Genomic DNA, 26,122 nt, shown 5'->3' with positions numbered 1-26,122 from the left:
ACGAAGCCGCCGGGTGTTCATGCGTGTTTCGAAGATCAGAAGACCTTGGAGAACTGGTCGATGTTCGAAGCGTTGTAGACGAACGGATCGGACATGGCGGCTTCGCCCTTGTCGTCGATCTTGATCTTGCCCATGCGGCCGGCTTCGATTTCCGTGCCCGGCTTGCCATCGGCATCACCCTTGACGAGGTGATAGGCGATCTGCGTTGCCGAGTAGCCGAGGTCGATCGGGTTCCAGATGGCGAATTCCTTCGTCGCACCCGACTTGATCGCGCCGGCCATTTCAGACGGCAGGCCGAGGCCTGTTACGTAGACCTTGCCGACCAGACCCTTGTCTTCGACAACCTTCGAAGCAGCCAGAACGCCGACCGTCGTCGGAGCGACGATGACCTTGACGTTCGGGTTGGACTTCAGAAGGCCTTCAGCTTCGCGATAGGACTTGTCCGAGAGGTCGTCGCCGTAAACAGTCGTGACGAGGTTCAGGCCGGCGAAGTCCTTGAGCTGCTTCTTCATCTGGTCGATCCAGATGTTCTGGTTCGTCGAGGTCGTCGTTGCCGACAGGATGGCGAAGTCGCCCTTGCCGCCTTCGAGGTGATCCTTGACGAGCGTCAGGCACATCTTGCCGATCAGCTCGTTGGAAGACGGGTTGAGCTGTAGGATGCGGCCTTCAGGCGCAACACCCGAATCCCAGGAGATGACCTTGATGCCGCGCTGAGCAGCCTTCTTGAGTGCCGGAACGACGGCGTCCGGATCGTTCGCCGAAATCGCGATGGCATCGACGCCCTGTGCGATCAGCGAGTTGATGACTTCGATCTGGCCTTCGGCCGTCGTCGAGGTCGGGCCGGTATAGATGACTTCTACGCCACCGAGTTCCTTGGCTGCTTCCTGCGCGCCCTTGTTGGCAGCATCGAAGAAGCCGTTGCCTAGCGACTTCACGACGAGACCGATCTTGATGTCCTTGGCGCTGGCCGAGCCGGCCATCATGGCGACGGCAAATGCCACGCCGATTGCAAGTTTCTTTGCGAGTTTCATGCTTTCATCCTCCCACGTTGATTAAGTCTAACGACATCCGGCCGGCGCCCCTCAGGCGACCGACGAGGAATCCTCCCTTGCGGCCTGCGCCGCGGCGCTCGCAATAACGAGCTTGATACCTGCATCTTCGATCATCCGGACGGATTCCTCCGGAATTCCATCGTCGGTAATGATCGTCGAAACGCGCTCGAGCGGGCACAGAATGAGGCTCGAGCGGCGGCGGAACTTGCTGGAATCGACCATGACGACGAGCTCGTCGGCCTGGTGCATCAGCTTCTGTTCGCTCTGAATGATCTGCGCATCGGCTTCCATGATGCCGTGCGGGCCGACGCCCTGGGCGCCGAAGAAGAACCGGCGCGCATAGAAATGGCGTATCGCGTCATTATCGAACGGCGAGAGAATGAGGCTCTGCTCGCGATAGATGACGCCGCCGGGCACGGTGACGGTGTTCTTCGAATGCTTCACCAGATGTTCGGCAATGGCGAAGGAATTGGTCATCACCTGCATCCGGTGGCCGGACATGAAGTGGACCATCTGGAATGTCGTGGTGCCGCCATTGATGATGATGGCATCGCCGGGATCGCAGAGATCCACGGCAGCGCGGGCGATTGCGCGCTTCTTATCGATATTGACTGATTCTGAAACTCGGAACGGGCGGCCGGCCAGATTGCCGAGCTGCGGCGGATGAACGGCTTCGGCGCCGCCACGTACGCGGCGGATCTTGCCCTGCACGTGGAGCGCCGCAATGTCACGACGGATCGTGGCCTCGGAAGCCTCGGTCAGTTCAGCGATATCCTGTATCGTGACGACCGACTTTTCCTGTACCGCGCTCATGATGATGCGATGGCGTTCGCGTTCGTGCATTGGTTCCTCCGTGTCACATTTATTTCGTATCGGTTAAAAGCTGTCAATCAAAAACGATCAAAAATTTTCATATTGCGCTGCACAATAATTGTTTTTGATCGTTTTCGATTGACAACGCGCATTTTCATGAGCGATATCGGTCACGACAAGGGCGTGGATTGCTCCGCGCAAAAGAACTCATATGGGAGGATGACATGGCGGCCAACATCCGGCTTCTTGATAACCGTTGGGATGACAGCTACGCGGCAAAGCTCGATGAGCCCGGCAAGCTGCTCTACCGCTCCAACCTCCTCGGCGCCGACAAGCGCATCACCAATTACGGTGGCGGCAATACCTCTGCGAAGGTGATGGAAACCGACCCGCTGAACGGCGAAAAGGTCAAGGTTCTCTGGGTCAAGGGCTCCGGCGGCGACGTCGGCACCATCAAGCTCGACGGCTTCGCCACGCTTTACCAGGACAAGCTGGATTCGCTGAAGAGCATCTACAAAGGCACCGCGGACGAAGACCGCATGGTCGGCTTCCTGCCCCACTGCACCTTCAACCTGAACTCGCGCGCCGCCTCGATCGATACGCCGCTGCATGGCTTCGTGCCGTTCACGCATGTCGATCACATGCATCCGGACGCGATCATCGCCATTGCCGCTTCCAAGAATTCCAAGGAATTGACGCAGCAGATCTTCGGCGCCGATATCGGCTGGCTGCCCTGGCGCCGCCCGGGCTTCCAGCTCGGCCTCGATCTCGAAGCCTTCGTCAAAGCCAACCCGAATGCCAAGGGCGTCGTGCTCGAAAGCCACGGTCTCTTTACCTGGGCGAACGACGCCAAGGCCTGCTACGAACTGACCCTCGATATCATCAACAAGGCGATCGTCTGGTTTGCCGAAAAGACCGAAAGCAAGACGATCTTCGGCGGCGCTGCGGCGCAGAGCCTGCCGGTCACCGAACGCCGTGCGATTGCAGCGCGTCTGATGCCTGAAATTCGCGGCCGTATCGGCAAGCAGGAGCGTAAGCTCGGCCATTTCGACGATCAGGATGCAGTGCTCGAGTTCGTCAATTCGAAGAGCCTTCGCCCGCTCGGCGCGCTGGGCACCAGCTGCCCGGATCATTTCCTGCGCACCAAGATCCGCCCGCTGATCGTCGATTTCGATCCGGCAAAGCCGGATGTCGATGCCATCATTACTGGTCTGGACGCGGCGCTGGAAGCTTACCGCGCCGATTACGCCCGCTATTACAACGACTGCAAGCATGACAACTCGCCCGCTATGCGCGATGCGAACCCGGTTATCTTCCTGGTGCCCGGCGTCGGCATGCTGTCCTTTGCCCGCGACAAGGCAACCGCCCGTATCGCCAGCGAGTTCTACGTCAACGCCATCAACGTCATGCGTGGCGCCTCGACGGTCTCGGAATATCAGGGGCTTCCGGAACAGGAAGCCTTCGACATCGAATACTGGCTGCTCGAAGAAGCCAAGCTGCAGCGCATGCCGAAGCCGAAGAGCCTGGCCGGCAAGGTCGCCTTCGTCACCGGCGGCGCCGGCGGTATCGGCCGCGCGACGGCGGCACGTCTGGTAGGCGAGGGCGCCTGCGTCGTGCTTGCCGATATCGATCAGGCCGCACTCGAAGCGACGGAAGCCGATTTCAAGGCGAAGTTCGGTGCCGACGCCGTTCGCAGCGTCAAGCTGGATGTGACCAAGGAAGATGCCGTGATCTCGACCTTCGCCGAATCCTGCGTCGAGTTCGGCGGTGTCGATATCCTGGTTTCGAATGCCGGTATCGCCTCGTCTGCACCGATCGAAAGCACCGAGCTTTCGATGTGGAACAAGAATATCGACATTCTGGCGACCGGCTATTTCCTGGTGTCCCGCGAAGCGTTCCGGCTGTTCCGCAAGCAGAACCTCGGCGGTAACGTCGTCTTCGTCGCTTCGAAGAACGGCCTTGCCTCCTCGCCGAACGCGGCCGCCTATTGCACCGCCAAGGCTGCCGAAATCCATCTGGCCCGCTGCCTGGCGCTCGAAGGGGCAGAAGCCGGCATCCGCGTCAACACGGTCAACCCGGATGCGGTTCTACGCGGCTCGAAGATCTGGAACGGCGAATGGCGCGAACAGCGTGCGGCCTCCTCGAAGATCGAGGTGGATGATCTCGAGGAGCATTACCGCAAGCGTTCGATGCTGAAGCTCAATGTCTTCCCTGAAGATATTGCCGAGGCAATCTACTTCCTGGCGTCGGATCTCTCGGCGAAGTCAACCGGCAACATCATCAATGTCGATGCCGGCAACGCCCAGAGCTTCCCGCGGTAGGGGGCGTCGTTTCGTATGACGCGAGGGCCTTGCTCTCCTCCCTCATTCCTGTGCTTGTCACAGGAATCCAGTGCGCCCAAGTCCTTGGGCGCGGGAGACTAGAGGCTCCAGCGATTGGTCAGTTATTCACGGCGCAGACGCGCCGTGGCTGGATTCCTGTGACAAGCACAGGAATGAGGGATAGAGCCGCGGACCTCTCCAGGCCGCGATGCAGATCGGGAGGAAATCATGGCCGAGTTCAAGATCGCGCAGGATGTGATCGCGCAGGAAAACGACAAGCGTGCAGCGGCGCTCAAGGAAGACTATGACGCGCTGGGCGCGACACTTTCCCGCCGCGGCATCGACATCGAAACCGTTACGCGCCGTGTTTCGGAATTCTTCGTCGCCGTTCCCTCTTGGGGCGTCGGCACCGGCGGCACGCGCTTTGCCCGCTTCCCGGGCACCGGCGAGCCGCGCGGCATCTTCGACAAACTCGAAGATTGCTCTGTGATCAACGAGCTGACGCGGGCGACGCCCAATGTTTCCCTGCACATTCCGTGGGACAAGATGGATGCCAAGGAGCTGAAGGCGAAGGGTGAGTCACTCGGCCTCGGCTTCGATGCGATGAATTCCAACACCTTTTCCGATGCGCCCGGCCAGAAGCATTCCTATAAATATGGCTCGCTGAGCCACACGGATGCGGCAACGCGGGCGCAGGCCGTCGAGCACAATCTCGAATGCATCGAAATCGGCAAGGCGATCGGCTCGAAGGCGCTGACCGTCTGGATCGGCGACGGCTCGAACTTCCCCGGCCAGAGCAATTTCACCCGGGCCTTTGAGCGCTATCTCGCCTCCATGGCTGACATCTACAAGGCTCTGCCTGATGACTGGAAGCTGTTCTCCGAGCACAAGATGTACGAGCCAGCCTTCTATTCGACCATCGTGCAGGACTGGGGCACAAACTACCTGATCGCCCAGACGCTCGGCCCCAAGGCGCAGTGCCTTGTCGATCTCGGCCATCACGCGCCGAACACCAATATCGAAATGATCGTTGCCCGCCTGGTGCAGTTCGGAAAGCTCGGCGGCTTCCATTTCAACGACTCGAAATATGGCGACGACGACCTCGACGCCGGCTCGATCGAGCCTTACCGCCTGTTCCTCGTCTTCAACGAACTCGTCGATGCCGAACAGCGGGGCGTCAACGACTTCAACCCGGCTCACATGATCGACCAGTCGCATAACGTGACCGATCCGATCGAAAGCCTGATCAACAGCGCCAACGAAATCCGCCGCGCCTATGCGCAGGCGCTGCTCGTCGATCGCAAGGCGCTGGCAGGCTATCAGGATGGAAACGATGCGCTGATGGCGACGGAAACGTTGAAGCGCGCCTACCGCGCCGATGTCGAACCGATCCTCGCAGAAGCGCGCCGCCGCGCCGGTGGCGCCATCGACCCGGTCGCAACCTACCGCGCCAGCGGCTACCGCAAGAAGGTCTCCGCAGAGCGCCCGGCCTCGGCTGCCGGTGGCGGCGGCATCATCTGAAGATTGCCTCCCAAGGCTTCGGGCCGCCATTGGTCTCAACGGCGGCCCTTTGCGTTCAGGGCTTCCATTCACCGGCGATCTGCCGGGTGGCGACGTTCAGCCGGTTCCAGACATTGATATTGGCAATGGCGATGACGAGGGCCGCAACGCTCTTGCCATCGAAATGACGGGTGGCCTCGTCCCAGATTTCGTCCGGCACAGGGTCTGCCCGGTCGCTGAGCCGTGTGACGGCTTCGGTAAGTGCCAGAGCTGCGCGTTCCTGATCGGAGAAATACGGCGCTTCGCGCCATGCAGCGACCGCGAAGAGCCTCTCGTCCGTTTCTCCAAGCTTCCGCGCGATGCGCGGATGGCCGTCTACGCAGACGCCGCAACCATTGATCTGGCTGGCGCGCAGATTGACCAGTTCCAGCAGCTTCGGCGACAGCCCGGCCTTTTGCGGGACGCTGCTCAGCGCCATCAGCGCCTGCATGGCTTCAGGAAGAACAACGGCCGGATTTCCCATTCTTGATTGCATGTTATGTCTCCTTGTCGGTTTCGTGGTTTGAGCGATGACGCTGCCATCCGTTGTCACATCGGCCGGCAGCCGTTCGTCATGGTGTTGACGGAACACGCGAGGAGGATGTGACCGATGGACGAGAAGAAATTTCTGGCAGATCAGTTCGAGACCAACCGGACGCATCTGAAGGCGGTGGCCTACCGTATGCTCGGCTCGCGCACCGAGGCGGATGACGCCGTCCAGGAGGCGTGGCTGAGGCTTTCCCGCTCGGATGCCGGGGAGGTGGCCAATATCGCCGGGTGGCTTCGCACCGTGGTTGCCCGCATCTGCCTGGACATGCTGCGCTCGAGGAAGACGCGGCGTGAAGAGCCGCTCGATCTTCCGGTCCACGAAACGATAGCAGACACCAAGGCATCCGCGGATCCGGAGCGCGAGGCACTGGTTGCCGATTCGGTCGGCGTTGCCATGCTGGTTGTCCTCGATCAGCTCGACCCGGCGGAACGCGTTGCTTTCGTGCTGCACGATATGTTCGACATTCCCTTCGACGATATCGCGCCAATCATCGGCCGGACATCCGAGGCGGCGCGGCAGCTTGCGAGCCGGGCGCGGCGGCGGATTCAGGGGAAGCCGGAGATACCCGCTGCGGATATCGAGCGGCGAAAGACGCTGGTGACGGCATTCCTGGCGGCATCACGCAACGGTGACTTCCAGGCGCTGCTGTCGCTTCTGCATCCTGACGTCGCCTTCGTGCCGGATGCTGCGGCCTTGCGGCTCGGCGATACCGGTGAGCTACATGGCGCGCATGCCGTGGCAACCACCTTCAACGGGCGCGCGCGAGGCGCCCAGGGTGCCTTCATCGACGATGGGTTTGGCTTCATCGTTCATATCCAGGGCGAGCTGCGCATTGCGGCACTCATCGCCTTCGATGGAGACCGGATCTCGCGCATCGAGGCCATTGCCGATGCAGATCATCTCCAGCGCCTCGAATACACGCCGTTCCATCATTAGGCATATGGTCTTCCGCAGGCGATGGCGTGCGCAGTCTCTGCGCACGCCTTTTCATTTCTGCTCATAGAGCCACTTTACCGGTTGACAGAACCACTTCCGCCGATATTCTATTATTAAGCCTGATATAACATAATAGTGGAACAATTCACCGGGAGCATGCAAATGAAGACTCTAGTCGCATTCCTTCTTGGCACCGCGCTGGTCGCACTGCCGACGACATTGATGGCTCAGGAAAAGGGTGGCGTCATCAACGTCGCCACGATCGGCGAACCGCCGACGCTTGATCCGATGTCCTCCACCGCCGATCTCGTCGGCATCGTCACGCAGCACATTTTCGAAACGCTCTACACGTTCGACAAGAAGTGGAACGTCACGCCGCTTCTGGCCGAAAGCCTGCCGGAGATCAGCGCCGACGGTAAGACCTATACGATCAAGCTGCGCACCGGCATCAAGTTCCACGACAATACCGACATGACGTCCGAGGATGTGGTCGCCTCGCTCACTCGCTGGACGAAGATCGCTTCGCGCGGAAAGCAGGTCGTCGGCTTCATCGATTCGATCACCGCCGTCGATCCGGCGACCGTGAAGATCGTGCTCAAGCAGCCCTATGCGCCGCTGACCTCCCTGCTCGCCTTCAACAACTCGGCCGCGATCATCATCCCGTCCGAAAAGCAGGACGAGCCGATGAAGGAATTCATCGGTACCGGCCCCTACATGCTCAAGGAGCGCAAGGCCGACCAGTATATCCAGCTCGTCCGCTTCGACGGCTACAAGTCGCGCGACGGCGAGAGCGACGGTTACGGCGGTGCGCGCCACCAGTATCTCGACGAAATCCGCTTCGTGCCGGTTCCCGATGCCAATACCCGCGTAGAGGCTGCCGTCTCCGGCCAGTATGATTATGTCGATTCCATCCCGGTCGAATCCTTCGACAAGCTGAAGGCATCGAGCGCATCTCAGCCGGTCATCCTGAAGCCGTTCGGCTATCCGGTCTTCGTCTTCAATACCAAAGAGGGCGTTGCCAAGAATGTCGAGGTCCGCAAGGCGATCCGTCAGGCACTCAGCATGGAAGACATGCTGGCGGCAGCCTTCGGCAGCACGGATTTCTACACGCTCGACGGCGATATCTATCCGAAGCCGTTCGCCTGGAACACCGATGCCGGCGTTGAGGGTAATTACAACGTCGCGGATCCCGAAGGCGCTGCAACGGCTGCGAAAAAGGCCGGTTACAATGGTGAGCCGATCCGCATTCTCACCAGCCGCCAGTACGAATTCCACTACAAGATGGCACAGGTCGCAGCCGAGTATCTGAAGCTTGCCGGCTTCACCGTCGACCTGCAGGTCGTCGATTGGGCCACGCTGACGCAGCGCCGCACGGACTCCAAGCTCTGGGACATCTACATCACCCATAGCCCGTTCCTGCCGGAGCCCGCGCTGATCGGTTCGCTGTCACCAAGCTCGCCCGGCTGGTGGGATACGCCGGCGCGCAAGGCAACCGTCGATGCCTTCACCTCGGAAGTCGATCCGCAGAAGCGCATCGCGCTCTGGGCCGATGTCCAGAAGGCGATGTATGACGAGCTTCCCTACATGAAGATCGGCGACTTCAACGCCGTCTCGGCGAAGTCGACCAAACTCGAAGGCGTCGATCCGGCTCCGTGGCCCTACTTCTGGAACGCGTCCGTCAAGAAGTAAGCTGCAGGGCCTCTGATGATGGCGGTGGCAACCAATCTCTCCTCATTCCTGTGCTCGTCACAGGAATCCAGCAGCGCCATGTCCATGGCGCGGAAGACTCCTCTCACGGCGCAGACGCGCCGTGGCTGGATCCCTGTGACGAGCGCAGGGATGAGGGAGGGCGGGGCCGCAGCCTCGCTTCATCGAGATAAACCAACTGAGTACGGGATCTTGCTCCCATGATACGCTACATCCTCCAGCGCCTTGCGGGCATGATCGTCGTGATGTTTCTCGTCGTCACGATCGTCTTCGTCATCGTGCGCGTCACGCCGGGTGATCCGGCGGCCGTGATGCTCGGCCCCGATGCGACGCCGCAGGACATTGCCGATCTGCGCGCCAGCCTCGGCCTCGACCGGTCTCTCGTGGTGCAATACATCTATTATATCGGCCAGCTTCTGAAGGGCGATCTCGGCCAGTCGATCTTCCTCAACATGCCGGTCACGTCGGCGCTGCTCGACCGTGCCGAACCGACCTTTTTCCTGACGATCTTTTCGCTAGCCATCGCCAGCCTGATCGCTCTGCCGATCGGCATCTACGCTGCCTACCGGCGCGGCTCGTTCGTCGACCAGGCGGCAACGACACTGGCGATGTTCGCCGCCAGCATTCCAAGCTTCTGGCTGGGCCTCATTCTGATGCAGGTTTTCGCTGTCCGCTTCGGCATGTTCCCGGTGTCGGGTTATGGCGGCCCGGGCTCGACATTTCTCGACCGAATGTATCACCTGACCTTGCCTGCTTTCGCGCTCGGCATCGTCTCATCGGCGCTGATCCTTCGCTTCACCCGTGCCTCGATGCTCGACGTGCTGGGTGACGACTATATCCGCACGGCCCGCGCCAAGGGGCTGGTGGAGCGCAAGGTGATCCTCAAGCATGCGCTGAAGAATGCGCTGATCCCGATCCTCACCGTTCTCGGCCTGACAGCGGCGGTGCTGATCTCGGGCGCTGTTGTCACCGAGACTGTGTTTGGCCTTCCGGGTGTCGGCAATCTGGTGGTCTCGGCCGTCCTCCGGCGAGACTACCCGGTCATCCAGGGTGCGCTGCTGGTGATCGCGGCACTCTACGTCCTGATCAATTTTGCGATCGACATGCTCTATCTGCTCGTCGATCCGAGGGTGCGCTACTGATGACGGATATCGCAATCAAGCCCGCGGAAAGCGAAAACCGCAAGTTCATCCGCCGCCTGCTGAGACGCAAGACGGTTGCCTTCGGCCTCGTCATCCTCGTCATCTTCGTGCTGCTGGCAGTCCTGGCCCCTTGGGTGGCGCCTTATTCGCCGTCGAAGCTGTCTATCGTCAACCGGCTGAAGCCGCCGAGCGGAACCTACTTCTTCGGCACCGACGAGTTCGGCCGGGATGTTCTGTCGCGCACGATCTACGCCGGCAGGCTGTCGCTGCTGGTCGGTGTGGCGGTCGTGGCGCTGTCATCGGTGATCGGCGTGACGCTCGGCCTGCTTGCCGGCTTCTTCAAGAAGCTCGATACGCCGATTGCTCGTCTGATCGACGCGATGATGGCCTTTCCGGATATTCTGCTGGCGATCGCGCTCGTCGCCGCGCTCGGCCCGTCGCTGACAACCGTGATCATCGCGTTGTCGATCGTCTATGCACCGCGTCTTGCCCGTATCGTTCGTGCCTCGACGCTTGTCATCCGCGAGCTGCCTTATGTCGAGGCAGCGCAGGCGCTCGGCATTTCGACCTTCCACATCATGACCCGCCATGTGCTTCGGAACCTGCTGTCGCCGATCATGGTACAGGCGACCTTCCTGTTTGCCAGCGCCATGCTGGCCGAAGCCGGTCTCTCCTTCCTCGGCCTCGGCGTCAGCCCTGAAATTCCGACCTGGGGCACGATGATCGCCGCTGGCCGCCAGTATATCGGCCAGGCCGACTGGATGACGCTGTTTCCGGGTGTCGCCATCATTCTCTCCGTGCTCTCGCTCCAGATGGTCGGTGACGGCCTGCGCGACATGCTTGATCCAAAACTTCGAAAGGACCTGTAAATGACCGGTGAAAAAGCGGGCAAGCCGCTCCTCCTCACCAATGTGAATCCGATGGCTTTCGGTGCCGGAACGCCTGCAGGCGCTGTCGATATCCTGGTCGATGCCGACGGCAAGATTGCTAAGATCGGCCCGCAGCTCGCCGTCTCCGAAGAGGTGACGCGCGTCGATGGCAAGGGCGCCTGGATATCTCCCGGCTGGGTGGACCTGCACGTCCATATCTGGCACGGCGGCACCGATATTTCGATCCGCCCGTCCGAATGCGGCGCCGAGCGCGGCGTTACGACGCTTGTCGATGCAGGGTCTGCCGGCGAAGCCAACTTCCACGGCTTCCGTGAATATATCATCGAGCCGTCGAAAGAGCGGATCAAGGCCTTCCTGAATCTCGGCTCGATCGGTCTCGTCGCCTGTAACCGCGTTGCGGAGCTGCGTGACATCAGGGATATCGATCTCGACCGCATTCTCGAGTGCTATGCCGAAAACAGCGAACACATCGTCGGCCTTAAGGTGCGTGCCAGCCACGTCATCACCGGCTCCTGGGGTGTGACCCCGGTCAAGCTCGGCAAGAAGATCTCCAAAATCCTGAAGATCCCGATGATGGTTCATGTCGGCGAGCCGCCGGCACTCTATGACGAAGTGCTAGAAATCCTCGGTCCTGGCGACGTCGTCACCCACTGCTTCAACGGCAAGGCGGGCTCCAGCATCATGGAGGACGAGGATCTCTTCAATCTCGCCGAACGCTGCGCCGGAGAGGGCATCCGCCTCGACATCGGCCATGGCGGCGCCTCCTTCTCCTTCAAGGTCGCGGAAGCGGCGATCAATCGCGGCCTGCTGCCGTTTTCGATCTCGACCGACCTGCATGGCCATTCGATGAACTTCCCGGTCTGGGACCTAGCGACGACGATGTCGAAGCTGTTGTCGGTCGGAATGCCGTTCGACAAGGTCGTCGAAGCCGTCACCCACGCGCCGGCCTCGGTCATCAAGCTGTCGATGGAAGACCGGCTGGCCGTCGGCCAGCGCGCCGACTTCACGATCTTCGACCTGATCGATTCAGACATCGAAGCGACCGATTCAAACGGCGACGTATCGGTGCTCAACAAGCTTTTCGAGCCCCGCTACGCCGTCATCGGCAGCGAGGCAATCACGGCGAGCCGCTATATCCCGCGTGCCCGCAAGCTCGTGCGTCACAGCCACGGCTATTCCTACCGGTAAGAAAGAAGATAGAAATCGCATGACAGGAGCTTACGTGAACACGTCTCCAACCACCGCCAAACCATCCGGTTCGCCTCAGGAGAGGCTGGCGGCGCTTGGCATCACCTTGCCGCCGGCGCCGCCGCCGATCGCCAATTTCGTGACGCATGTCATCGAAGGCAACATTCTCTACCTGTCCGGCCAGGGACCGCGGGAGGCCGACGGCTTCCTGCATTCCGGCAAGGTCGGCGCCTCCGTCAGCGTCGAGGACGCCTACAAGCATGCGCGACTGACTGGCATCAACCTGCTATCCGTCATGCAGGATGCACTTGGCGATCTCGCGCGCGTCAAGCGCGTCGTCAAGCTGCTCGGCATGGTCAATGCGGTGCCTGATTTCCTCGATCATCCGAGTGTCATCAACGGCTGCTCCGATCTCTTCATCGATGTTTTCGGCGAAGAGCGCGGACAGCACGCCCGCTCGGCGGTGGGTTTCGGCTCGCTGCCGGGAAATATCACCGTCGAGATCGAAGCGATCGTCGCCTTGCGCGACTAGAGGAGAATGTCAGTGGTTGCGCCAGCCCATGATCTTTTCGATGCGTTCCGCCGACGCGCGCACATGCGCCGTGTAGCGGTTCTCGTCCGAAAAGGCCTTCTGCTCGGGAAGGACGATGGAGATGGTGGCAACGCACTGGCCGTCGCGATCGCAGATCGGCGAGGCGATGCAGGCGACCGCATAGTCGGATTCGCCAGCCTGGATCGAAAGGCGCGACTGGAAAGCCGCGCCTGCCGAACCCGACAGCACTTCGGCATCCATTTCCGCCCGGCCGGTCGGCGAGGTCTTGGCGCATCGTTTGAACAGATCGACGCGTTCCGGCTCCGGCAGGTGCCCGACGAGCAGGCGGCCGGAGGCCGTCCAGTTCAATGGCACGCGGGTTCCGACGCGGGACGCGACCTGGAAATGGCTCGGACCATCGGCCATGGCGAGCACCAGCATATAGTCGCCGTCGCGGCCGCAGACCTGAACGGTCTCGTCCGCCTCGCGGCAGAGGTCGTGCATTTCATGGGTGGCGACGCTCATGAAATCCAGCGAGCGGGCATAGGCGAGACCATAGTGGTAAAGCCGGGAGCCGAGCCAGACCGAGCCGTCCGTATTGCGCGACAGCATGTTCTTCTCGACCAGATCGTCGACGATCACATAGACGGTCGAAAGCGGCGCCTTGACGGCCTTCGCGATCGCGTAGACACCGGCTGGAGAGCCTGTTTCGTAAAGATAATCAATGACCTGCAGAGCACGGTCGATACCGCTTACGCGCGAACGGCGCGCAGTCTTGCCGCCGCCCGCCTCGTCCACAGAGACGCCGTCTTCGGAGTAAACTGCCGATGATGTCTTGCCGTCCAATTGCACGCTCCTCGTCTGAATATGCGAGTTTATTACATTACTATGGCATAGCCGTCACTGAGGCAAATCGCAACACCCCTCACGCAGCGGCCACCGAAATTGGAGATACAAATGTCTGATGACATCCGCACGTCGATCGGCCTTCGCCCGGTCATCAATGTTTCCGGCACCATGACTAGCCTCGGCGCGTCGATCGTCGTTCCCGAGGCGATCGCCGCCATGTCGGCGATCCTGCCGCAGTTCGTCGAGGTCAACGACCTGCAGCGCAAGGCAAGCGCCGTCATCGCCCGGCTGACGGGCGGCGAGGCGGGCTTCGTCACCGCATCCTGCTCGGCAGGTATCTCGCTGGCTGTCGCAGGCACCATCACCGGCAACAATCTGCTGGCGATCGAGAAGCTGCCTGAGGTGACGACGGAAAAGAACGAAGTGCTCGTGCAGATGGGCCACGTCGTCAGCTACGGCGCGCCGGTCGATCAGGCGATCCGTCTTGCCGGCGGCAAGGTCGTGTTCGTGGGACAGGCGACCTCGACGCATCGCTTCCATATGGAAAATGCGATCACCGAAAAGACAGCCGCCGCCGTCTATGTCGTCTCGCACCACGTCGTCGATTACGGTCTGCTGAACCTCAAGGAATTCGTCGAGATCGCTCACGCCAAGGGCGTGCCCGTCATCGTCGACGCGGCCTCGGAATATGACCTGAAGATCTTCCTCGAGCAGGGGGCAGATATTGCGCTCTATTCCGGCCACAAGTTCCTGGGCGGCCCGACCTCGGGCATCGTCGCCGGAAAGAAGGAGCTGGTCCGCAACGCCTTCCTGCAGAACATGGGCATCGGCCGCGGCATGAAGGTCGGCAAGGAAAGCATCTTCGGCGTCATGGCGGCCTTGGAAGCCTGGGAAAAGCGCGATCACGCCGGCATTCGCGAGCGGGAAACCAGGTATCTCAATCTCTGGAAGGAGAAGCTGGAGGGACGTCCGGGCGTGACCGCGCTGATCGAGCCTGATCCGACCAACAATCCGCTCGACCGCATGCGCGTGATCGTCAAGGCCGACGAGGCGCACATCACCGCCTGGGATCTGGCTGACGCGCTCGCCCGCGGCACGCCGCCGATCATCGTGCGCGATCACGAAGTCGAGCATCACTATTTCTATCTCGATCCGTGCAACCTGCATCCGGGCCAGGAAAAGATCGTCGCCAGCCGTCTGGGCGAGGAACTCGACAAGGCGCGTGGCTCCAACGAGATCATCGCGACGCCGATCGAAAACCGCAGCAAGCACCGCTTCGACGGCGCGCTTCGCTGGCCGGATTGATCCGCGCTGTTCAGTAGCAATTTGAAGGAAGTGATCATGGCAGGCATCCAGGCACAGACCATCGCAGCGGCGGAACCGGTCCTCTCCGTCCGCAACCTGACGACATCGTTTCTGGTCGATGGCGCCTGGAAGCCTGTGGTTCGCGACGTTTCCTTCGATGTTGCGCCCGGCGAGACGGTGGCGATCGTTGGCGAAAGCGGTTCGGGCAAGAGCGTCACGTCGCTGTCGATCATGCGGTTGCTGCAGGCGGATTCGAGCCGCATCGAAGGCAAGATCATGCTTGGCGGGTGTGATCTCCTTGCTCTTCCCGAAGAGGGTATGCGCAAGGTCCGCGGCAACGATGTCGCGATGATCTTCCAGGAGCCGATGACGAGCCTCAACCCGCTCTTCACGATCGGTGACCAGATTTCCGAGGCGCTGCTCTGCCACAGGCCGATGTCGAAGGCGGATGCGCGCGCCGAGACCATCCGTCTTCTGGAGAAGGTGCGCATTCCCTCCGCGGCCTCGCGTTTCGACGAATATCCGCACCGGTTCTCTGGCGGCATGCGCCAGCGCGTGATGATCGCCATGGCGCTCGCTTCGCGTCCCAAGCTCTTGATCGCTGACGAGCCCACGACGGCACTCGACGTGACGATCCAGGGCCAGATCCTCGATCTGATCAAGATGCTGCAGGAGGAGCAGGGCACGTCGGTCCTCTCCATCACCCACGACATGGGCGTCGTTGCCGAAATCGCCGACCGGACCGTCGTCATGTATCGCGGGGAGCAGGTGGAAACCGGGGAAACCGCCGATATCTTCCACCGCGGCAAGCATCCCTATACGCGGGCGCTGCTATCGGCCGTGCCGGTGCTTGGCTCGATGCAGAACTACGAGCGGCCGCTGCGTTTTCCCGTCGTCAACACGGCGACCGGCGAGTCCGATATCCCGGTTCAGACATCAGATACGGTCGCAGCCACAGCGCGCCCGGTGCTGGAGGTCAAGAACCTCACCAAGCGCTTCGACATTCATTCCGGTCTTTTCGGCAAGCTGACCGGCCGCGTTCACGCCGTCGAAAACGTATCCTTCGATCTCCATGCCGGCGAGACCCTGTCGCTGGTCGGCGAATCCGGTTGCGGAAAATCGACCACCGGCCGCGCGATCATGCGGTTGATAGAGGCGCAGAGCGGTTCCGTCATCGCCGACGGCAAGGATGTGCTGGCGCTCGACAAGTCGGGCATGCGCGAGATGCGCAAGATCGTTCAGATGATCTTCCAGGATCCGTTCGCCAGCCTCAACCCGCGCATCCGTGTCGGCGATGCGATTGCCGAGCCTTATCTCGAACACAAGATGGGAACGGCAAAGCAGGCAAAGGAACGCGTTGCCGATCTCCTGACCAAGGTCGGGCTCACGCCAGATATGGCCTCGCGTTTCCCGCATGAATTCTCCGGCGGCCAGCGCCAGCGCATCTGCATCGCCCGGGCGCTTGCCCTCGAACCGAAGGTCATCGTTGCCGACGAAAGCGTCTCGGCCCTCGACGTCTCGATCAAGGCGCAGGTCATCAACCTGATGCTCGATCTGCAGCAGAGCCTGAATCTCGCCTTCCTTTTCATCTCCCACGACATGGCGGTTGTCGAGCGCGTCAGCCACCGCGTTGCGGTCATGTATCTGGGTGAAATCGTCGAGATCGGTCCGCGCGCGGCGGTTTTCGGAAATCCGCAGCACGACTACACGCGAAAGCTGATGGCCGCGGTCCCCGTGCCCGATCCCGACCGCAGGAGCGAGAAACGGGCGGTGGCGAATGACGAGATCAAGAGCCCGATCCGGCCCGTCGATTACGCGATCAAGCCGCTGGAATACCGGGAAGTGTCACCGGGGCATCTGGTGGCGGTCTAGATCAGCCGCGCAGGGATTTCGAGTGCGGCGCCTGCATCCGCCAGGCGGCGGTCGAGCGTTACGAGTTGCGCGCGCGTCTCCTCGGCCAAAGCCAGGTGAAGCGCATCACCGGCCCCCAGGTCGACGTTTCGCTGGGCGGCAAGTTTCGCCGCAAGGGCAAAGTGGCGTCTTTCGACGGCAACCAGCTCGAAGGTTTCGTGGACCAAACCCTCGAAAACCTGCTGGATCTCGGCCTGATATTGGCTGTTCAGCTGCCCGGCGCGAATTTTCAGCGCGATCGCCGACGAAAACTCGGTCAGCGTCCAATCGCTGACAACCACGCGGCTCGTGTTCACCGCGTCCCACAGAAAGGCGCTGGCCCGTTCGCTTGAATCGTCGTTGACCAGCGCGGCGATAATGACGGACGTATCGAGATAGAACATTCAGTACCGTTCGCTGTTGCGCATGCTGCGGATGAAAGTGCCGGAATCGACGCTCTGCTTCGGCTGCGCCTGGCGCAATGCCCGCAACGCTTCGAGGTCGATCGGTGTCTTGGGTTTCCTGATCGGCACGATTTCGGCCACCGGCTTGCCGTGTTTCAGAATTTGCACGGTTTCGCCTGCCTCGGCGCGTTCGACAAGTTCGCTGAAATGCGCCTTCACGTCTTCAAGATTAACCTGCGTCATCGCCGCGCCTTCATGACTCTCGAGAGGGTCATATTACCGGAGAGAGGTGACGGGCAAGCGCATAAAACAGCGAAAGCCACCGCGTGGGGGATCGCGGCGGCTTTCGCACGGGGGCAGGGAAGGTCCCCGGATGTCAACCGAAGCAGCAAACCGAAGACGGATTTGCGGACGCCCGGTTGGCGATGGCGTTGATGAAATTGCCGACCTTGGAGGTGTTCGGCTCGCGTTTGCGGGCGGCCGTCTCCAGGAGTTGCTTGAAGTCTTCAAGCTTCACGCCGTCGGCGCGCATCACCATGGCGATCAGCGGGTCGCGAAGAGCTTCGGAAATGGTCAAATCTATGGCCTTTGTCATGGTAGTCCTCCTTTCGTGGGCGGTCGCCCGTGTTCCGATGCCGCAGTCTGCCCTCTCGGCATTGACTTTCGCGATCGGCGGTGTTACCGGTAAGTAACAATGCATTTGTTACCGATCGGTCACATCGATGTCAAGGACTTCGTCCTCAAAAAAATCAGAAACTTCGAATGAAATCTCCCAAGGCATGACGGACGAAAAGATCCCCCCGCGGGAGCGCATCGTCTCGACAGCCTCGGAGCTTTTCCGCGAGCATGGCATCCGCGGCATCGGCGTCGATGCCATTGCCGATGCGGCACTCACCAACAAGATGACGCTCTACAGGCACTTCGGCTCCAAGGATGAGCTGATCTGCGAAACGCTGCGGCGCGCCTCTGAAAAGGCGGAGCAGATCTGGCGTGATCTGGAAACTGCTCACCCGGGTAATCCGCGTGCCCAGCTCGATGCCTGGGTCGAAGGACGGGCGCACTGTCTGAACGGCGAGCCGGCGGGCTGCGATCTTGCCAATGCGGCGATCGAGCTCAAGGGCGAGGGCCATCCGGCCTATGGCGTCATCGAGCGCCACAAGGCCGATCAGCGTCAGCGCCTCGTCGCGCTTTGCGCCGCAGCCGGCGCCAGCGAGCCGCAGCTTCTGGCAGATACGCTCACTCTGCTTCTCGAAGGTGCGCGCGTGACGCGCCAGTCGATGGGCAGCGATGGTTGCTGCAGCCATTTCGCCAAAGCGGCAAGTGCTGCCGTTGCCTCCTATTGCTGAAGCACACCGCCGTGGAACCTCCGCGGCGGCGAGGCGTTACCTTCCTCGTCAGGAAGAACCCGTGGCAGTGATATGAACTACACCTATCTCCATCGTCTGTATGCCAAGCGCGCCGAACTGGAAGCCAAGCTCGAGCTGCATGAGGCGCGCGACTGCTTCGGCGACGAGGAGGTAGAAGACGGTACCGAAGCGGATCTGCGACAGCGCCTCAGCGAAGTCACCCAGGAAATCGACAATTTGGAACATTCGCCGGGCGGCTAACTTGCAGCGTCCAGAAGCTCGACAGTCCGCTTGTCGAATTCTCCCTCATAATATTTGTCGACCGCCCGGTGAAAGGGCGAGCCGTGGTCGCTGATTGCAGCAAAGAGCGTGAGCGACGACCGGAACTTCAGGTCGTCGGGCGAGCCCAAGATATCATGCGCGCTCCGGCCATCCCCCGCCAGCATTGCATCGACACAGCGAAGCAATCTGGTTCCAAGGATCGGATCGGCGAGATAAGCGGCAGCTTCCTCGGCAGAGCGGATGGCGTATTTCTCCGCCATCGATGAAGTTCCAAGCCCTGCGATCTGCGGAAAGATGAACCACATCCAGTGAGATCGCTTGCGGCCTGCCTTCAACTCGGACAGAGCCTGGCCATAAATGCCGTTTTGTGCGTCGATGAAACGATCGAGATCGTAATTCAGGTCACTGGACATGGGGCGCCTCCCTTTGCGGGGAACATATGGGAGGCGGCGTGGATTTCCAACGTGCTGCCGTCAGCAGCCTCTTTCGGCGTAGGGGCTGTATTCGCGGCACGCATCCAGATGGTGGTGGGAGTGCGGAACAGCGGTGACGGGCGCAGCAATTGCCGAGGTCGTCACGGGATCGGTTACGACAGGCGTGGTGAAGTGGCCGGTGAGGCCGACGATCGCAAGAAGCGCGATCGCTGATACGACGACGAGCCGCTCGATGCCTGAAAGCCTCTGGGCCTTCACATGTTCGGCATAATCCTGCTCGCCGTCGCCGGCGCTAAAACTGTCAAAATTGGTCATGGCATGAAACTCCGAGTATCGCCGCGAGACCTGCCATGAGCTAACCGCTCACAGCGGGTGGGAGCCCGCGTGCGCCACACATTTATGTAGCCGCCTCATTGAATTTAAGCCGTCGCTCAGCAAACGCTGTGTTCAGAAAATGGTATCAATAGACGTTATTGCCCAATCCGGTACTGGCGATGAGCGGCGATCCGCGATAGTTCTTTGACCCAGCAGAGATTGCGGATTTTTTCCATGACCAAATCATATGGCGCAATGTCCATTGCGCAGCTTTCTGTCCTTATTCAAAGCGGTGAAGCGGATCCTGTCGCAGTGACGGAATCGATCCTCGACGGTATCAAATCCTATCCGGATCAGACGATTTTCCTCGAACTGACCGGGGAGCGCGCCCTTTCAGAAGCCAAGGCTTCGGCCGAACGCCTGAGGCAGGGCCGGTCGCTCGGCGTGCTCGATGGCATACCGATTGCCTGGAAGGATCTCTTCGATATCGAGGGCATGCCGACGACGGCGGGCTCGGCCGTTCTGTCCGATGCGCCGGCGGCAAAGAGCGACGCGGCTATCGTCACGGCGCTGAAGCAGGCCGGGATGATCGCCGTCGGCCGCACCAATATGAGCGAATTCGCTTTCTCCGGCCTCGGCATCAATCCGCACTACGGCACGCCGCACAACCCGCACGGCAAGGACCAGCCGCGCATTCCGGGCGGCTCGTCTTCGGGTGCGGGCGCTGCCGTCGCCGCGGGCCTCGTGCCGGTTGCCATGGGCACCGATACCGGCGGATCGGTGCGTATTCCGGCGGCGCTGAACGGCATCACCGGCTACAAGGCAACCCACGGCCGTTACGCCATGGGCGGGGTCTTCCCATTGTCCGGAAATCTGGATTCGCTTGGCCCGCTCTGCCGCACGGTACAGGATGCCGTGTGGGCGGACGCGGCAATGCGCGGCCGGACTTCGTCCGAGATCAGCCGGCGCCCGATAGAGGGCCTTGAAGTCCTCATTCCGGAGAATGTCGTATTCGACGGTGCCGAGCCCGGTGTTGTCGCCACCTTCGAAGCCACAGTCGAGCGGCTGAGCCGCAAGGGCGTCCGCTTTACCCGGGTCAAGATGCCTGTCTTCGACGAGATTTTCGCGTTGATGGCAAAATACGGTGCGCTTGTCACGGCAGAAGCCTTTGCCCTGCACCGCGAGCGCCTGGTAGGGCCGGAAGCGGCGCGGATGGACCATCGCGTCGTCATGCGCACCCGGCTCGGCGAGCGCACGACCACTGCCGATTACATCGCCATTCTGGCTGAACGCCGGCGGATGATCGCCGAGAGCGAGGCGCTGATCGCTGGCCGGTTGCTCGCCTTCCCGGCGGTCGCCCATGTCGCCCCGCCGATCGCGCCGCTGGAAGCCGATGACGAGCTCTTCATCGCCGTCAACGGCAAGACCCTGCGCAACACGCTCATCGGCAATTTCCTCGACTGGTGCGGCGTCTCGATGCCCTGCGGCCGTGGCGATGCGGATATGCCGGTCGGCTTCCTGCTGTCGGCGCCTGCCAACTGCGACGAAGCGCTGCTTTCGGCGGCGCTCGCGATCGAGCCGGCGGTGCAGGAGGGGTTCTGAGAGGGTCCTAAAATTATCTGAAATCGGAGGAGTAAGATAATGACGTCATTGCCGAACGGCCGCTTCGCGGTCTCCACCTGGTCACTCCACCGTCTGTTGGGGCCGACCTATCCCTACAGCCCGGATCCGGCAAAGAGCGCCGCACGCCAGGAGCCATATGGCACCGGTGGCGCCTCGCTCATCGAACTGCCGAAGCAGCTTGCCGAGCGCGGCATCTATCGCCTCGAAGTCTGCTCCTTCCATCTGCCGAGCCTCGATCCGGCCTATCTCGCAGAGTTTCGCGCCGCGATGACGGCGTCGGGTATCCTGTTCCAGACGCTGCTCGTCGAAGACGGCGATCCGAGCCATCCTGAAAACGGCGAGCGCGATATCCGCTGGATGGCCGGCTGGATCGAAATCGCAAAGGCGCTCGGCGCCGAGAACATGCGCGTCATCGCAGGCAAGCAGAAGCCGTCGGAAGAAAACCTGCAGCGGGCGCTGACGAACCTGAAATGGCTGGCCGCGCAGGCTGAGGGAACCGGTGTCCGCGTCGTCGTCGAGAACTGGTTCGACCTGCTGCCGGCACCCAAGGAGATGAACTGGCTGCTCGACGGTCTCGACGGCAAGATCGGCCTCAACGGTGACCTCGGCAACTGGGCGGCGCCTGCGAAATATGCCGGTCTCGCCGATATCATGGGCCGCGCCGAGCTCTGCCACGCCAAGGCGGATTATAAAGCAACGGGTCTGGATGCTGAGGACTACGGCAAATGCCTGGAGGCCAGCCGATCGGCCTGTTACGCCGGGCCGTTCACGCTGATCTATGACTCGCCCTTCTTCGCGGACGAGTGGGATGGCATCCTTTTGCAGAAGGCCTTCATCGAGGACTTCTTGGACACACGCCAACGCGCAATCGCTTGAAATGCAAGGAGACATGACATGAGCGCCCCATCGGCTATCGACGGCTTCGCGGCAAAGATCAAAAAGGGCGGCCACGGCGGTCTTGTTTCAGCCTGGATCGGCATTCCCTCGCCGCTGATGGTCAATCATCTGGCGCAGGAGGATTTTGATACGCTCGTTCTCGACATGCAGCACGGCATGTGGGACCTCGGCACAGCGGCGGCGACCGTCTCGCAGATCCGGGCGGCGGGAAAGCCGGCGCTGGCGCGTATTCCGGTCGGCGATTTCGCGGCTGCCTCGCGCCTGCTCGATGCCGGTTTCTCGGGGATTATCGCGCCGATGGTGAACTCAAAGGCGGATGCCGAAGCGCTGGTCAGTTTCACCAAGTATCCGCCGCTCGGCGAGCGCAGCTGGGGACCGACCCTGGCCCTGAACCATACTGGGATTTCGGCGAGCGATTATCTGAAAACCGCAAACGATCTGACCGTGACGATCGCCATGATCGAGACCCGGGCAGCACTCGCTGCAGTCGACGATATCCTTGGCGTCGAAGGTATCGACGGCATTTTCGTTGGCCCTTCGGATCTCTCGATCGCGCTGTCCAACGGCGCCAAGGTTGCCCCTGATACGCCGGAGATCGACAAGGAGCTGTCGCATGTGATCGCCCGCTGCCGGGCGCACAAGAAGTTTGTCTGTGCCTTCGGCAGCGATGGAGCGCGGGCCGGCGAGATGCTGACGCTCGGTTGCGATCTGGTGATCGCGGCAGGCGACTCCACGCAGTTGCGCAACGGCGCCGCCCGCGAGATCGCGGCCGCCCGGAAGGGCTTCAAGGCTTAACGGTTTGGCTTCACAGCCAGCCAGATGACGTGGCGCGCGCCGCGCCCCTTGCCGGCGCGCGTACTCACCGCTTCGGTGGCAAAACCGCCATCCTTGAGACGGCGCGTGAAGCTGGTGTCCGGTCCCGACGACCAGACGGCCAGCACGCCACCGCCGCGCAGTGCGGCCTTGGTCGCGCTTATGCCGCCGAAATCGTAAAGCCTGTCGTTCGATTTGCGGGTCAGCCCGTCCGGGCCATTGTCGACGTCGAGCAGGATCGCATCGAAACCGGCCTTTGCGGCGCGGATCGCTTCGCCGACATCACCCTCGAAGATCGTCACGCGCGGATCATCCAGGCATCCCTTGAACACCTCGGCCATCGGCCCGCGGGCCCAGGCGACGACGGCCGGAACGAGCTCGGCAACGACAACTTCCGCGTCATCAGGGAGAACAGCAAGCGCCGCCCGCAGTGTGAAACCCATGCCGAGACCGCCGATCAGCACCTTCGGCCGCTTGTGGCTCTTGATGCGCTCGTAGGAGAGGGTGGCGAGGGCTTCTTCCGAGCCGCTGAGACGGCTGTTCATCAGCTCGTTCGCGCCGAGCATGATGGAAAATTCCGAGCCGCGCTGCTTCAGCCGCAGGTCGCCGCCGTCGCCGGGGATGGTTGCCTTGTCGAGTTCGATCCAGGGGAGCATGCCGTTTCGCCTTCCGTTCGGCCGCTCCCCTAGCACAAGCGATAGATGAAGTCACAGGCTGCGGGCAAAATGTCCCGGTGATGCCTCGATGATGGTGTCCTGGGTGGCCGCAGCCGCCTTGCGGATGCCATCGACTTCTTCCGGCTTCAGCCGCGTCTTCGGATCGTCGAAGCGGACATCCGGATCCGGCACGGCCGAGAGCAACAGCCGGGTATAGGGATGGATGGGGTTGTCGATCACCTCCGCAGTCGGTCCCCATTCGACGATCTGGCCGGAATACATGACGGCTATATCCTCGGCGACGTAGCGTGCGGTCGCGATATCATGGGTGATATAGAGAAGGCCGAGATTCATCTGCTGCTTCATCTCGTTCAGCAGATTGAGGACACCGAGGCGCACCGAGACGTCGAGCATCGAGGTCGGCTCGTCCGCCACGATGATCTCGGGCTTCGCCGCAAGCGCACGCGCAATGTTGACGCGCTGGCGCTGGCCGCCGGAGAGCTCGTGCGGATATTTCGGGGCAACGAGATCGGGGTCAAGGCGCACGCGCTCGAGCAGCTCGCGCACCGTTGCCTCGATCGCCGACGCCTTGATATCGGGGCGGTGCAGCTTGAGCGGCCGTGTCAGGTGATAGGCGATCGTATGTGCCGGGTTCAGCGAGGCAAAAGGATCCTGAAAGATCATCTGCACCGAGCGCCTGTAGTCGGCGAGTTCGGCTCGGCCTGCGGCCTCGACCGGCTTGCCCTTGTAGAGGATCTGGCCGGAGGTCGGCGCATATTCGCGCATCGCCATGCGGGCGCAGGTCGTCTTGCCACTGCCGGATTCGCCGACCAGCGCCAGGGCGCGGCCGGGGTGGAGTGCGAAGGAGATCGACCGTGCGGCATGCACCGTCGAGCTGCCATGTCCGAAGGTCTTGTCGACCTTTTCGAGAGAGAGGATCGCTTCGCTCATGCGAGCACGCCTCCATGCAGTGACGGGAAGGAGGCCCAGAGCTTTTCCGTATAGTCGTGCTGCGGGTTCTTGTAGATGTCTTCGGCGCTGTTCTGCTCGACAAGCTTGCCCGCCAGCATGATGCCGATGCGGTCGCAGAACTGCACCATCAGCCCGAGATCGTGGGTGATGAACAGCACCGAGAAACCGAACTGGCGGCGCAGCTCGTTGATGCGCTGCAGGATCTCGCGCTGCACGACGACGTCGAGCGCTGTCGTCGGCTCGTCCATGACGACGAGCTTGGGATCGAGCGCCATGCAGATGGCAATGACGATGCGCTGGCGCATGCCGCCGGAAAACTGATGCGGATAGTTGCGCATCTGGTCCGGGGCGATATCGACGAGCTTCAGCATTTCCGCTGCCCGCTCGCGGGCCTCAGCCCTGGTCATTCCCTTGTGCTTCTTCAGCACATCGTAGAACTGGTCCTCGATGCGCAGAACCGGGTTCAGCGAATTCATGGCGCTCTGGAAGACCATGGCGACTTCGCGCCAGCGGAAGGCCGCCAGTGCCTGCGGGTCGAGGTCGAGGACCTCGCGGCCGGCAAGCAGGATTTCGCTGCCCTTGCGGATCAGCGCCGGTGGCTTGTGCAGGCGGCTGATGGCAAAGGCGATGGTGCTCTTGCCGCAACCGGATTCACCGGCAAGGCCGAAGACTTCGCCAGGAGCGACATCGAAGCTCACATTGTCGACGGCGCGGAAATCCTTTTCCTCGCCGATGTAATCGATGGTCAGGTTCTTGACCGACAGCAGTGGCTGGCTCACAGGCGGCCCTCCCCGGTGCGGATCAATGTCTTCCAGCGACCGAGCTGACCGCCGGTGCGAAGCCGTGGATTGGCCACCTCGTCGACGGCGAAATTCAGCAGCGACATGCCGATACCGAGCAGCGCCAGTGCGAAGCAGGGCGTCAGGATGTCCCACCAGGCGCCGACCGAGAGTGCGGATGCCTTCTGTGCGTTATAGAGCATGGCTCCCCATGAAACGGCCCGGGGATCGCCGAGACCGAGGAATTCCAGCGTTGCTTCGGTGATGATCGCGAAGATGACGCTGCCGATGAAATTGATGCCAACGATGGAGATGACGTTCGGGAAGATCTCGAACAGCATGATGCGCCATTGCGGCTCGCCCATCGTTTCTGCCGATTTGACGAAGTCCTTCTGCTTGACCGAAAGCGTCTCGGCGCGGGTGACGCGTGCGCCCCAGGCCCAGGAGGTTCCGCCAAGGATGAGCGCGATGACGAGCGGGCTGGCCTGGCCGATGAAGGCGGCGAGCACGAGCAGCAGTGGCAGGTTCGGAACGACGAGCACCATATTGGTGAAGAAGCTGATGACCTCGTCTGTCTTGCCGCCGCGGTAGCCTGAGATGATCCCCAGCGCCGTGCCGACAATGGTTATCAGCAGGCCGGCGCCGAACCCGACGGCAAGCGAGGTGCGGGCGCCGTAGATCAGCCGCGAAAACACGTCCTGGCCGATGCGCGTCGTGCCGAGCAGATGATCGAGCGACGGCGCCTGATGCGGACGGCCGGTGCGCGCGGTCGGATCATATTGCGTGATCAAAGGCGCGGCGATCGCCACGATGATGATGAAGAGAATGATGGCAACGCCGACGAGTGCCTTGCGATTGCGCAGCAGGCCGGAAATGAGGGTCTTCAT

General features: G+C 61.6%; 28 protein-coding genes. 15 read left to right on the top strand and 13 right to left on the bottom strand.

From position 1 onward, the window contains the following. Positions 1-35: 35 nt before the first annotated feature. Positions 36-1,031 (bottom strand): rhamnose ABC transporter substrate-binding protein, encoded by a 996-nt coding sequence (rhaS, locus tag AC1DV9_RS00775; RefSeq protein ID WP_112388441.1) that lies wholly within the window; start codon positions 1,029-1,031, stop codon positions 36-38. Positions 1,032-1,082: 51 nt separating this feature from the next. Beyond that, positions 1,083-1,895 (bottom strand): DeoR/GlpR family DNA-binding transcription regulator, encoded by an 813-nt coding sequence (locus tag AC1DV9_RS00770; RefSeq protein ID WP_112388440.1) that lies wholly within the window; start codon positions 1,893-1,895, stop codon positions 1,083-1,085. Positions 1,896-2,089: 194 nt separating this feature from the next. Between AC1DV9_RS00770 and AC1DV9_RS00765 the strand changes: the two genes are divergently transcribed. Both AC1DV9_RS00765 and rhaI read left to right on the top strand, forming a co-directional pair. Next, positions 2,090-4,186 carry a bifunctional rhamnulose-1-phosphate aldolase/short-chain dehydrogenase gene (locus tag AC1DV9_RS00765; RefSeq protein WP_477945595.1) on the top strand — a complete coding sequence of 699 codons (2,097 nt, stop codon included), beginning with the start codon at positions 2,090-2,092 and terminating at the stop codon, positions 4,184-4,186. A gap of 228 nt (positions 4,187-4,414) precedes the next feature. Continuing rightward, on the top strand, positions 4,415-5,707 hold the full coding sequence (gene rhaI / locus AC1DV9_RS00760) for an L-rhamnose catabolism isomerase (RefSeq protein ID WP_112514793.1): 1,293 nt from the start codon (positions 4,415-4,417) through the stop codon (positions 5,705-5,707). A gap of 55 nt (positions 5,708-5,762) precedes the next feature. Here the strand turns inward: rhaI and AC1DV9_RS00755 are convergent, their stop codons facing one another. Beyond that, complete coding sequence (locus AC1DV9_RS00755) at positions 5,763-6,221, bottom strand: carboxymuconolactone decarboxylase family protein (protein ID WP_477945594.1); 459 nt, start codon at positions 6,219-6,221, stop codon at positions 5,763-5,765. 114 nt (positions 6,222-6,335) lie between these two features. Here AC1DV9_RS00755 and AC1DV9_RS00750 point away from each other — a divergent pair, with 114 nt between their 5' ends. The 6 genes from AC1DV9_RS00750 (at position 6,336) to AC1DV9_RS00725 (ending at position 12,670) form a co-directional block, all read left to right on the top strand. Then, on the top strand, positions 6,336-7,211 hold the full coding sequence (locus AC1DV9_RS00750; RefSeq protein WP_477945592.1) for a sigma-70 family RNA polymerase sigma factor: 876 nt from the start codon (positions 6,336-6,338) through the stop codon (positions 7,209-7,211). Between the two features lie 162 nt (positions 7,212-7,373). Beyond that, on the top strand, positions 7,374-8,900 hold the full coding sequence (locus tag AC1DV9_RS00745; protein WP_477945590.1) for an ABC transporter substrate-binding protein: 1,527 nt from the start codon (positions 7,374-7,376) through the stop codon (positions 8,898-8,900). Positions 8,901-9,118: 218 nt separating this feature from the next. Further along, on the top strand, positions 9,119-10,060 hold the full coding sequence (locus tag AC1DV9_RS00740; protein WP_162698694.1) for an ABC transporter permease: 942 nt from the start codon (positions 9,119-9,121) through the stop codon (positions 10,058-10,060). Beyond that, complete coding sequence (locus tag AC1DV9_RS00735; protein ID WP_112388433.1) at positions 10,060-10,929, top strand: ABC transporter permease; 870 nt, start codon at positions 10,060-10,062, stop codon at positions 10,927-10,929. The genes AC1DV9_RS00740 and AC1DV9_RS00735 overlap by 1 nt, the downstream gene beginning before the upstream one ends. After that, positions 10,930-12,138, top strand: a complete 1,209-nt coding sequence (locus AC1DV9_RS00730) for an amidohydrolase/deacetylase family metallohydrolase (protein ID WP_477945588.1) — start codon at positions 10,930-10,932, stop codon at positions 12,136-12,138. It begins immediately after the preceding gene. 19 nt (positions 12,139-12,157) lie between these two features. Further along, positions 12,158-12,670: a RidA family protein gene (locus tag AC1DV9_RS00725; RefSeq protein WP_477945586.1), complete on the top strand. Its 513-nt coding sequence runs from the start codon at positions 12,158-12,160 to the stop codon at positions 12,668-12,670. A gap of 9 nt (positions 12,671-12,679) precedes the next feature. Here AC1DV9_RS00725 and AC1DV9_RS00720 read toward each other — a convergent pair whose 3' ends face one another. Beyond that, entirely contained in the window at positions 12,680-13,522 is an 843-nt protein-coding gene (locus AC1DV9_RS00720) for an IclR family transcriptional regulator (RefSeq protein WP_477945584.1), read from the bottom strand. A 105-nt stretch (positions 13,523-13,627) separates the two neighbouring features. On the opposite strand from AC1DV9_RS00720, the gene AC1DV9_RS00715 reads away from it, so the two are divergent. Both AC1DV9_RS00715 and AC1DV9_RS00710 read left to right on the top strand, forming a co-directional pair. Continuing rightward, the gene (locus AC1DV9_RS00715) at positions 13,628-14,824 is read left to right on the top strand and encodes an aminotransferase class V-fold PLP-dependent enzyme (RefSeq protein ID WP_442208733.1); all 1,197 of its coding nucleotides are present in this window, start codon (positions 13,628-13,630) and stop codon (positions 14,822-14,824) included. A 36-nt stretch (positions 14,825-14,860) separates the two neighbouring features. Beyond that, on the top strand, positions 14,861-16,696 hold the full coding sequence (locus AC1DV9_RS00710) for an ABC transporter ATP-binding protein (RefSeq protein ID WP_477945582.1): 1,836 nt from the start codon (positions 14,861-14,863) through the stop codon (positions 16,694-16,696). Here the strand turns inward: AC1DV9_RS00710 and AC1DV9_RS00705 are convergent. From AC1DV9_RS00705 to AC1DV9_RS00695, 3 genes are all read right to left on the bottom strand, one after another. Beyond that, positions 16,693-17,118 (bottom strand): type II toxin-antitoxin system VapC family toxin, encoded by a 426-nt coding sequence (locus AC1DV9_RS00705; protein WP_477945581.1) that lies wholly within the window; start codon positions 17,116-17,118, stop codon positions 16,693-16,695. The two genes, AC1DV9_RS00710 and AC1DV9_RS00705, sit on opposite strands and share 4 nt — an antisense overlap. After that, positions 17,119-17,361: a type II toxin-antitoxin system Phd/YefM family antitoxin gene (locus tag AC1DV9_RS00700; RefSeq protein WP_477945579.1), complete on the bottom strand. Its 243-nt coding sequence runs from the start codon at positions 17,359-17,361 to the stop codon at positions 17,119-17,121. Between the two features lie 133 nt (positions 17,362-17,494). Continuing rightward, the gene (locus tag AC1DV9_RS00695) at positions 17,495-17,713 is read right to left on the bottom strand and encodes a hypothetical protein (RefSeq protein WP_112514807.1); all 219 of its coding nucleotides are present in this window, start codon (positions 17,711-17,713) and stop codon (positions 17,495-17,497) included. A gap of 127 nt (positions 17,714-17,840) precedes the next feature. On the opposite strand from AC1DV9_RS00695, the gene AC1DV9_RS00690 reads away from it, so the two are divergent. Both AC1DV9_RS00690 and AC1DV9_RS00685 read left to right on the top strand, forming a co-directional pair. Then, complete coding sequence (locus AC1DV9_RS00690; protein WP_477945576.1) at positions 17,841-18,464, top strand: TetR/AcrR family transcriptional regulator; 624 nt, start codon at positions 17,841-17,843, stop codon at positions 18,462-18,464. A gap of 72 nt (positions 18,465-18,536) precedes the next feature. Beyond that, on the top strand, positions 18,537-18,725 hold the full coding sequence (locus AC1DV9_RS00685; RefSeq protein ID WP_112514810.1) for a hypothetical protein: 189 nt from the start codon (positions 18,537-18,539) through the stop codon (positions 18,723-18,725). Here AC1DV9_RS00685 and AC1DV9_RS00680 read toward each other — a convergent pair. Together AC1DV9_RS00680 and AC1DV9_RS00675 are read right to left on the bottom strand one after the other, a co-directional pair. Then, the gene (locus tag AC1DV9_RS00680) at positions 18,722-19,159 is read right to left on the bottom strand and encodes a DUF1810 domain-containing protein (protein WP_477945574.1); all 438 of its coding nucleotides are present in this window, start codon (positions 19,157-19,159) and stop codon (positions 18,722-18,724) included. The two genes, AC1DV9_RS00685 and AC1DV9_RS00680, sit on opposite strands and share 4 nt — an antisense overlap. A 60-nt stretch (positions 19,160-19,219) precedes the next feature. Then, the gene (locus AC1DV9_RS00675) at positions 19,220-19,495 is read right to left on the bottom strand and encodes a hypothetical protein (protein ID WP_477945573.1); all 276 of its coding nucleotides are present in this window, start codon (positions 19,493-19,495) and stop codon (positions 19,220-19,222) included. A gap of 234 nt (positions 19,496-19,729) precedes the next feature. Between AC1DV9_RS00675 and AC1DV9_RS00670 the strand changes: the two genes are divergently transcribed. From AC1DV9_RS00670 to AC1DV9_RS00660, 3 genes are read left to right on the top strand one after another with little or no spacing between them, the layout of a single operon-like run. Next, the gene (locus AC1DV9_RS00670; RefSeq protein ID WP_477945571.1) at positions 19,730-21,097 is read left to right on the top strand and encodes an amidase; all 1,368 of its coding nucleotides are present in this window, start codon (positions 19,730-19,732) and stop codon (positions 21,095-21,097) included. 39 nt (positions 21,098-21,136) lie between these two features. Beyond that, positions 21,137-21,994 (top strand): sugar phosphate isomerase/epimerase family protein, encoded by an 858-nt coding sequence (locus AC1DV9_RS00665; protein WP_477945569.1) that lies wholly within the window; start codon positions 21,137-21,139, stop codon positions 21,992-21,994. Between the two features lie 18 nt (positions 21,995-22,012). Further along, positions 22,013-22,810 carry an HpcH/HpaI aldolase family protein gene (locus tag AC1DV9_RS00660; protein WP_477945568.1) on the top strand — a complete coding sequence of 266 codons (798 nt, stop codon included), beginning with the start codon at positions 22,013-22,015 and terminating at the stop codon, positions 22,808-22,810. Here the strand turns inward: AC1DV9_RS00660 and AC1DV9_RS00655 are convergent. From AC1DV9_RS00655 to AC1DV9_RS00640, 4 genes are read right to left on the bottom strand one after another with little or no spacing between them, the layout of a single operon-like run. Next, positions 22,807-23,484, bottom strand: coding sequence for a spermidine synthase (locus tag AC1DV9_RS00655; RefSeq protein WP_477945567.1), 678 nt, complete (start codon positions 23,482-23,484; stop codon positions 22,807-22,809). The two genes, AC1DV9_RS00660 and AC1DV9_RS00655, sit on opposite strands and share 4 nt — an antisense overlap. 51 nt (positions 23,485-23,535) lie before the next feature. Further along, a complete protein-coding gene (locus AC1DV9_RS00650; protein ID WP_477945566.1) occupies positions 23,536-24,435 on the bottom strand; it encodes an ABC transporter ATP-binding protein in 900 nt (299 codons plus the stop codon). Beyond that, complete coding sequence (locus tag AC1DV9_RS00645; RefSeq protein ID WP_477945565.1) at positions 24,432-25,235, bottom strand: ABC transporter ATP-binding protein; 804 nt, start codon at positions 25,233-25,235, stop codon at positions 24,432-24,434. Before AC1DV9_RS00645 ends, AC1DV9_RS00650 begins: the two co-directional genes overlap by 4 nt. Beyond that, the gene (locus AC1DV9_RS00640) at positions 25,232-26,110 is read right to left on the bottom strand and encodes an ABC transporter permease (protein ID WP_405049567.1); all 879 of its coding nucleotides are present in this window, start codon (positions 26,108-26,110) and stop codon (positions 25,232-25,234) included. The genes AC1DV9_RS00645 and AC1DV9_RS00640 overlap by 4 nt, the downstream gene beginning before the upstream one ends. Positions 26,111-26,122: the final 12 nt, after the last annotated feature.

It is taken from the genome of Rhizobium sp. 01L410, assembly GCF_056400165.1.
The sequence above is the reverse complement of the archived record's forward strand: the minus strand, read 5'-3'. Positions and strand labels throughout refer to the sequence as shown.

What these genes read in the sequence shown, in the direction of transcription:
- rhaS (WP_112388441.1), bottom strand. Translation starts at nt 1,031, where the DNA reads ATGAAACTCGCAAAGAAACTTGCAATCGGCGTGGCATTTGCCGTCGCC.
- AC1DV9_RS00770 (WP_112388440.1), bottom strand. Translation starts at nt 1,895, where the DNA reads ATGCACGAACGCGAACGCCATCGCATCATCATGAGCGCGGTACAGGAA.
- AC1DV9_RS00765 (WP_477945595.1), top strand. Translation starts at nt 2,090, where the DNA reads ATGGCGGCCAACATCCGGCTTCTTGATAACCGTTGGGATGACAGCTAC.
- rhaI (WP_112514793.1), top strand. Translation starts at nt 4,415, where the DNA reads ATGGCCGAGTTCAAGATCGCGCAGGATGTGATCGCGCAGGAAAACGAC.
- AC1DV9_RS00755 (WP_477945594.1), bottom strand. Translation starts at nt 6,221, where the DNA reads ATGCAATCAAGAATGGGAAATCCGGCCGTTGTTCTTCCTGAAGCCATG.
- AC1DV9_RS00750 (WP_477945592.1), top strand. Translation starts at nt 6,336, where the DNA reads ATGGACGAGAAGAAATTTCTGGCAGATCAGTTCGAGACCAACCGGACG.
- AC1DV9_RS00745 (WP_477945590.1), top strand. Translation starts at nt 7,374, where the DNA reads ATGAAGACTCTAGTCGCATTCCTTCTTGGCACCGCGCTGGTCGCACTG.
- AC1DV9_RS00740 (WP_162698694.1), top strand. Translation starts at nt 9,119, where the DNA reads ATGATACGCTACATCCTCCAGCGCCTTGCGGGCATGATCGTCGTGATG.
- AC1DV9_RS00735 (WP_112388433.1), top strand. Translation starts at nt 10,060, where the DNA reads ATGACGGATATCGCAATCAAGCCCGCGGAAAGCGAAAACCGCAAGTTC.
- AC1DV9_RS00730 (WP_477945588.1), top strand. Translation starts at nt 10,930, where the DNA reads ATGACCGGTGAAAAAGCGGGCAAGCCGCTCCTCCTCACCAATGTGAAT.
- AC1DV9_RS00725 (WP_477945586.1), top strand. Translation starts at nt 12,158, where the DNA reads ATGACAGGAGCTTACGTGAACACGTCTCCAACCACCGCCAAACCATCC.
- AC1DV9_RS00715 (WP_442208733.1), top strand. Translation starts at nt 13,628, where the DNA reads ATGTCTGATGACATCCGCACGTCGATCGGCCTTCGCCCGGTCATCAAT.
- AC1DV9_RS00710 (WP_477945582.1), top strand. Translation starts at nt 14,861, where the DNA reads ATGGCAGGCATCCAGGCACAGACCATCGCAGCGGCGGAACCGGTCCTC.
- AC1DV9_RS00705 (WP_477945581.1), bottom strand. Translation starts at nt 17,118, where the DNA reads ATGTTCTATCTCGATACGTCCGTCATTATCGCCGCGCTGGTCAACGAC.
- AC1DV9_RS00700 (WP_477945579.1), bottom strand. Translation starts at nt 17,361, where the DNA reads ATGACGCAGGTTAATCTTGAAGACGTGAAGGCGCATTTCAGCGAACTT.
- AC1DV9_RS00695 (WP_112514807.1), bottom strand. Translation starts at nt 17,713, where the DNA reads ATGACAAAGGCCATAGATTTGACCATTTCCGAAGCTCTTCGCGACCCG.
- AC1DV9_RS00690 (WP_477945576.1), top strand. Translation starts at nt 17,841, where the DNA reads ATGTCAAGGACTTCGTCCTCAAAAAAATCAGAAACTTCGAATGAAATC.
- AC1DV9_RS00685 (WP_112514810.1), top strand. Translation starts at nt 18,537, where the DNA reads ATGAACTACACCTATCTCCATCGTCTGTATGCCAAGCGCGCCGAACTG.
- AC1DV9_RS00680 (WP_477945574.1), bottom strand. Translation starts at nt 19,159, where the DNA reads ATGTCCAGTGACCTGAATTACGATCTCGATCGTTTCATCGACGCACAA.
- AC1DV9_RS00675 (WP_477945573.1), bottom strand. Translation starts at nt 19,495, where the DNA reads ATGACCAATTTTGACAGTTTTAGCGCCGGCGACGGCGAGCAGGATTAT.
- AC1DV9_RS00670 (WP_477945571.1), top strand. Translation starts at nt 19,730, where the DNA reads ATGACCAAATCATATGGCGCAATGTCCATTGCGCAGCTTTCTGTCCTT.
- AC1DV9_RS00665 (WP_477945569.1), top strand. Translation starts at nt 21,137, where the DNA reads ATGACGTCATTGCCGAACGGCCGCTTCGCGGTCTCCACCTGGTCACTC.
- AC1DV9_RS00660 (WP_477945568.1), top strand. Translation starts at nt 22,013, where the DNA reads ATGAGCGCCCCATCGGCTATCGACGGCTTCGCGGCAAAGATCAAAAAG.
- AC1DV9_RS00655 (WP_477945567.1), bottom strand. Translation starts at nt 23,484, where the DNA reads ATGCTCCCCTGGATCGAACTCGACAAGGCAACCATCCCCGGCGACGGC.
- AC1DV9_RS00650 (WP_477945566.1), bottom strand. Translation starts at nt 24,435, where the DNA reads ATGAGCGAAGCGATCCTCTCTCTCGAAAAGGTCGACAAGACCTTCGGA.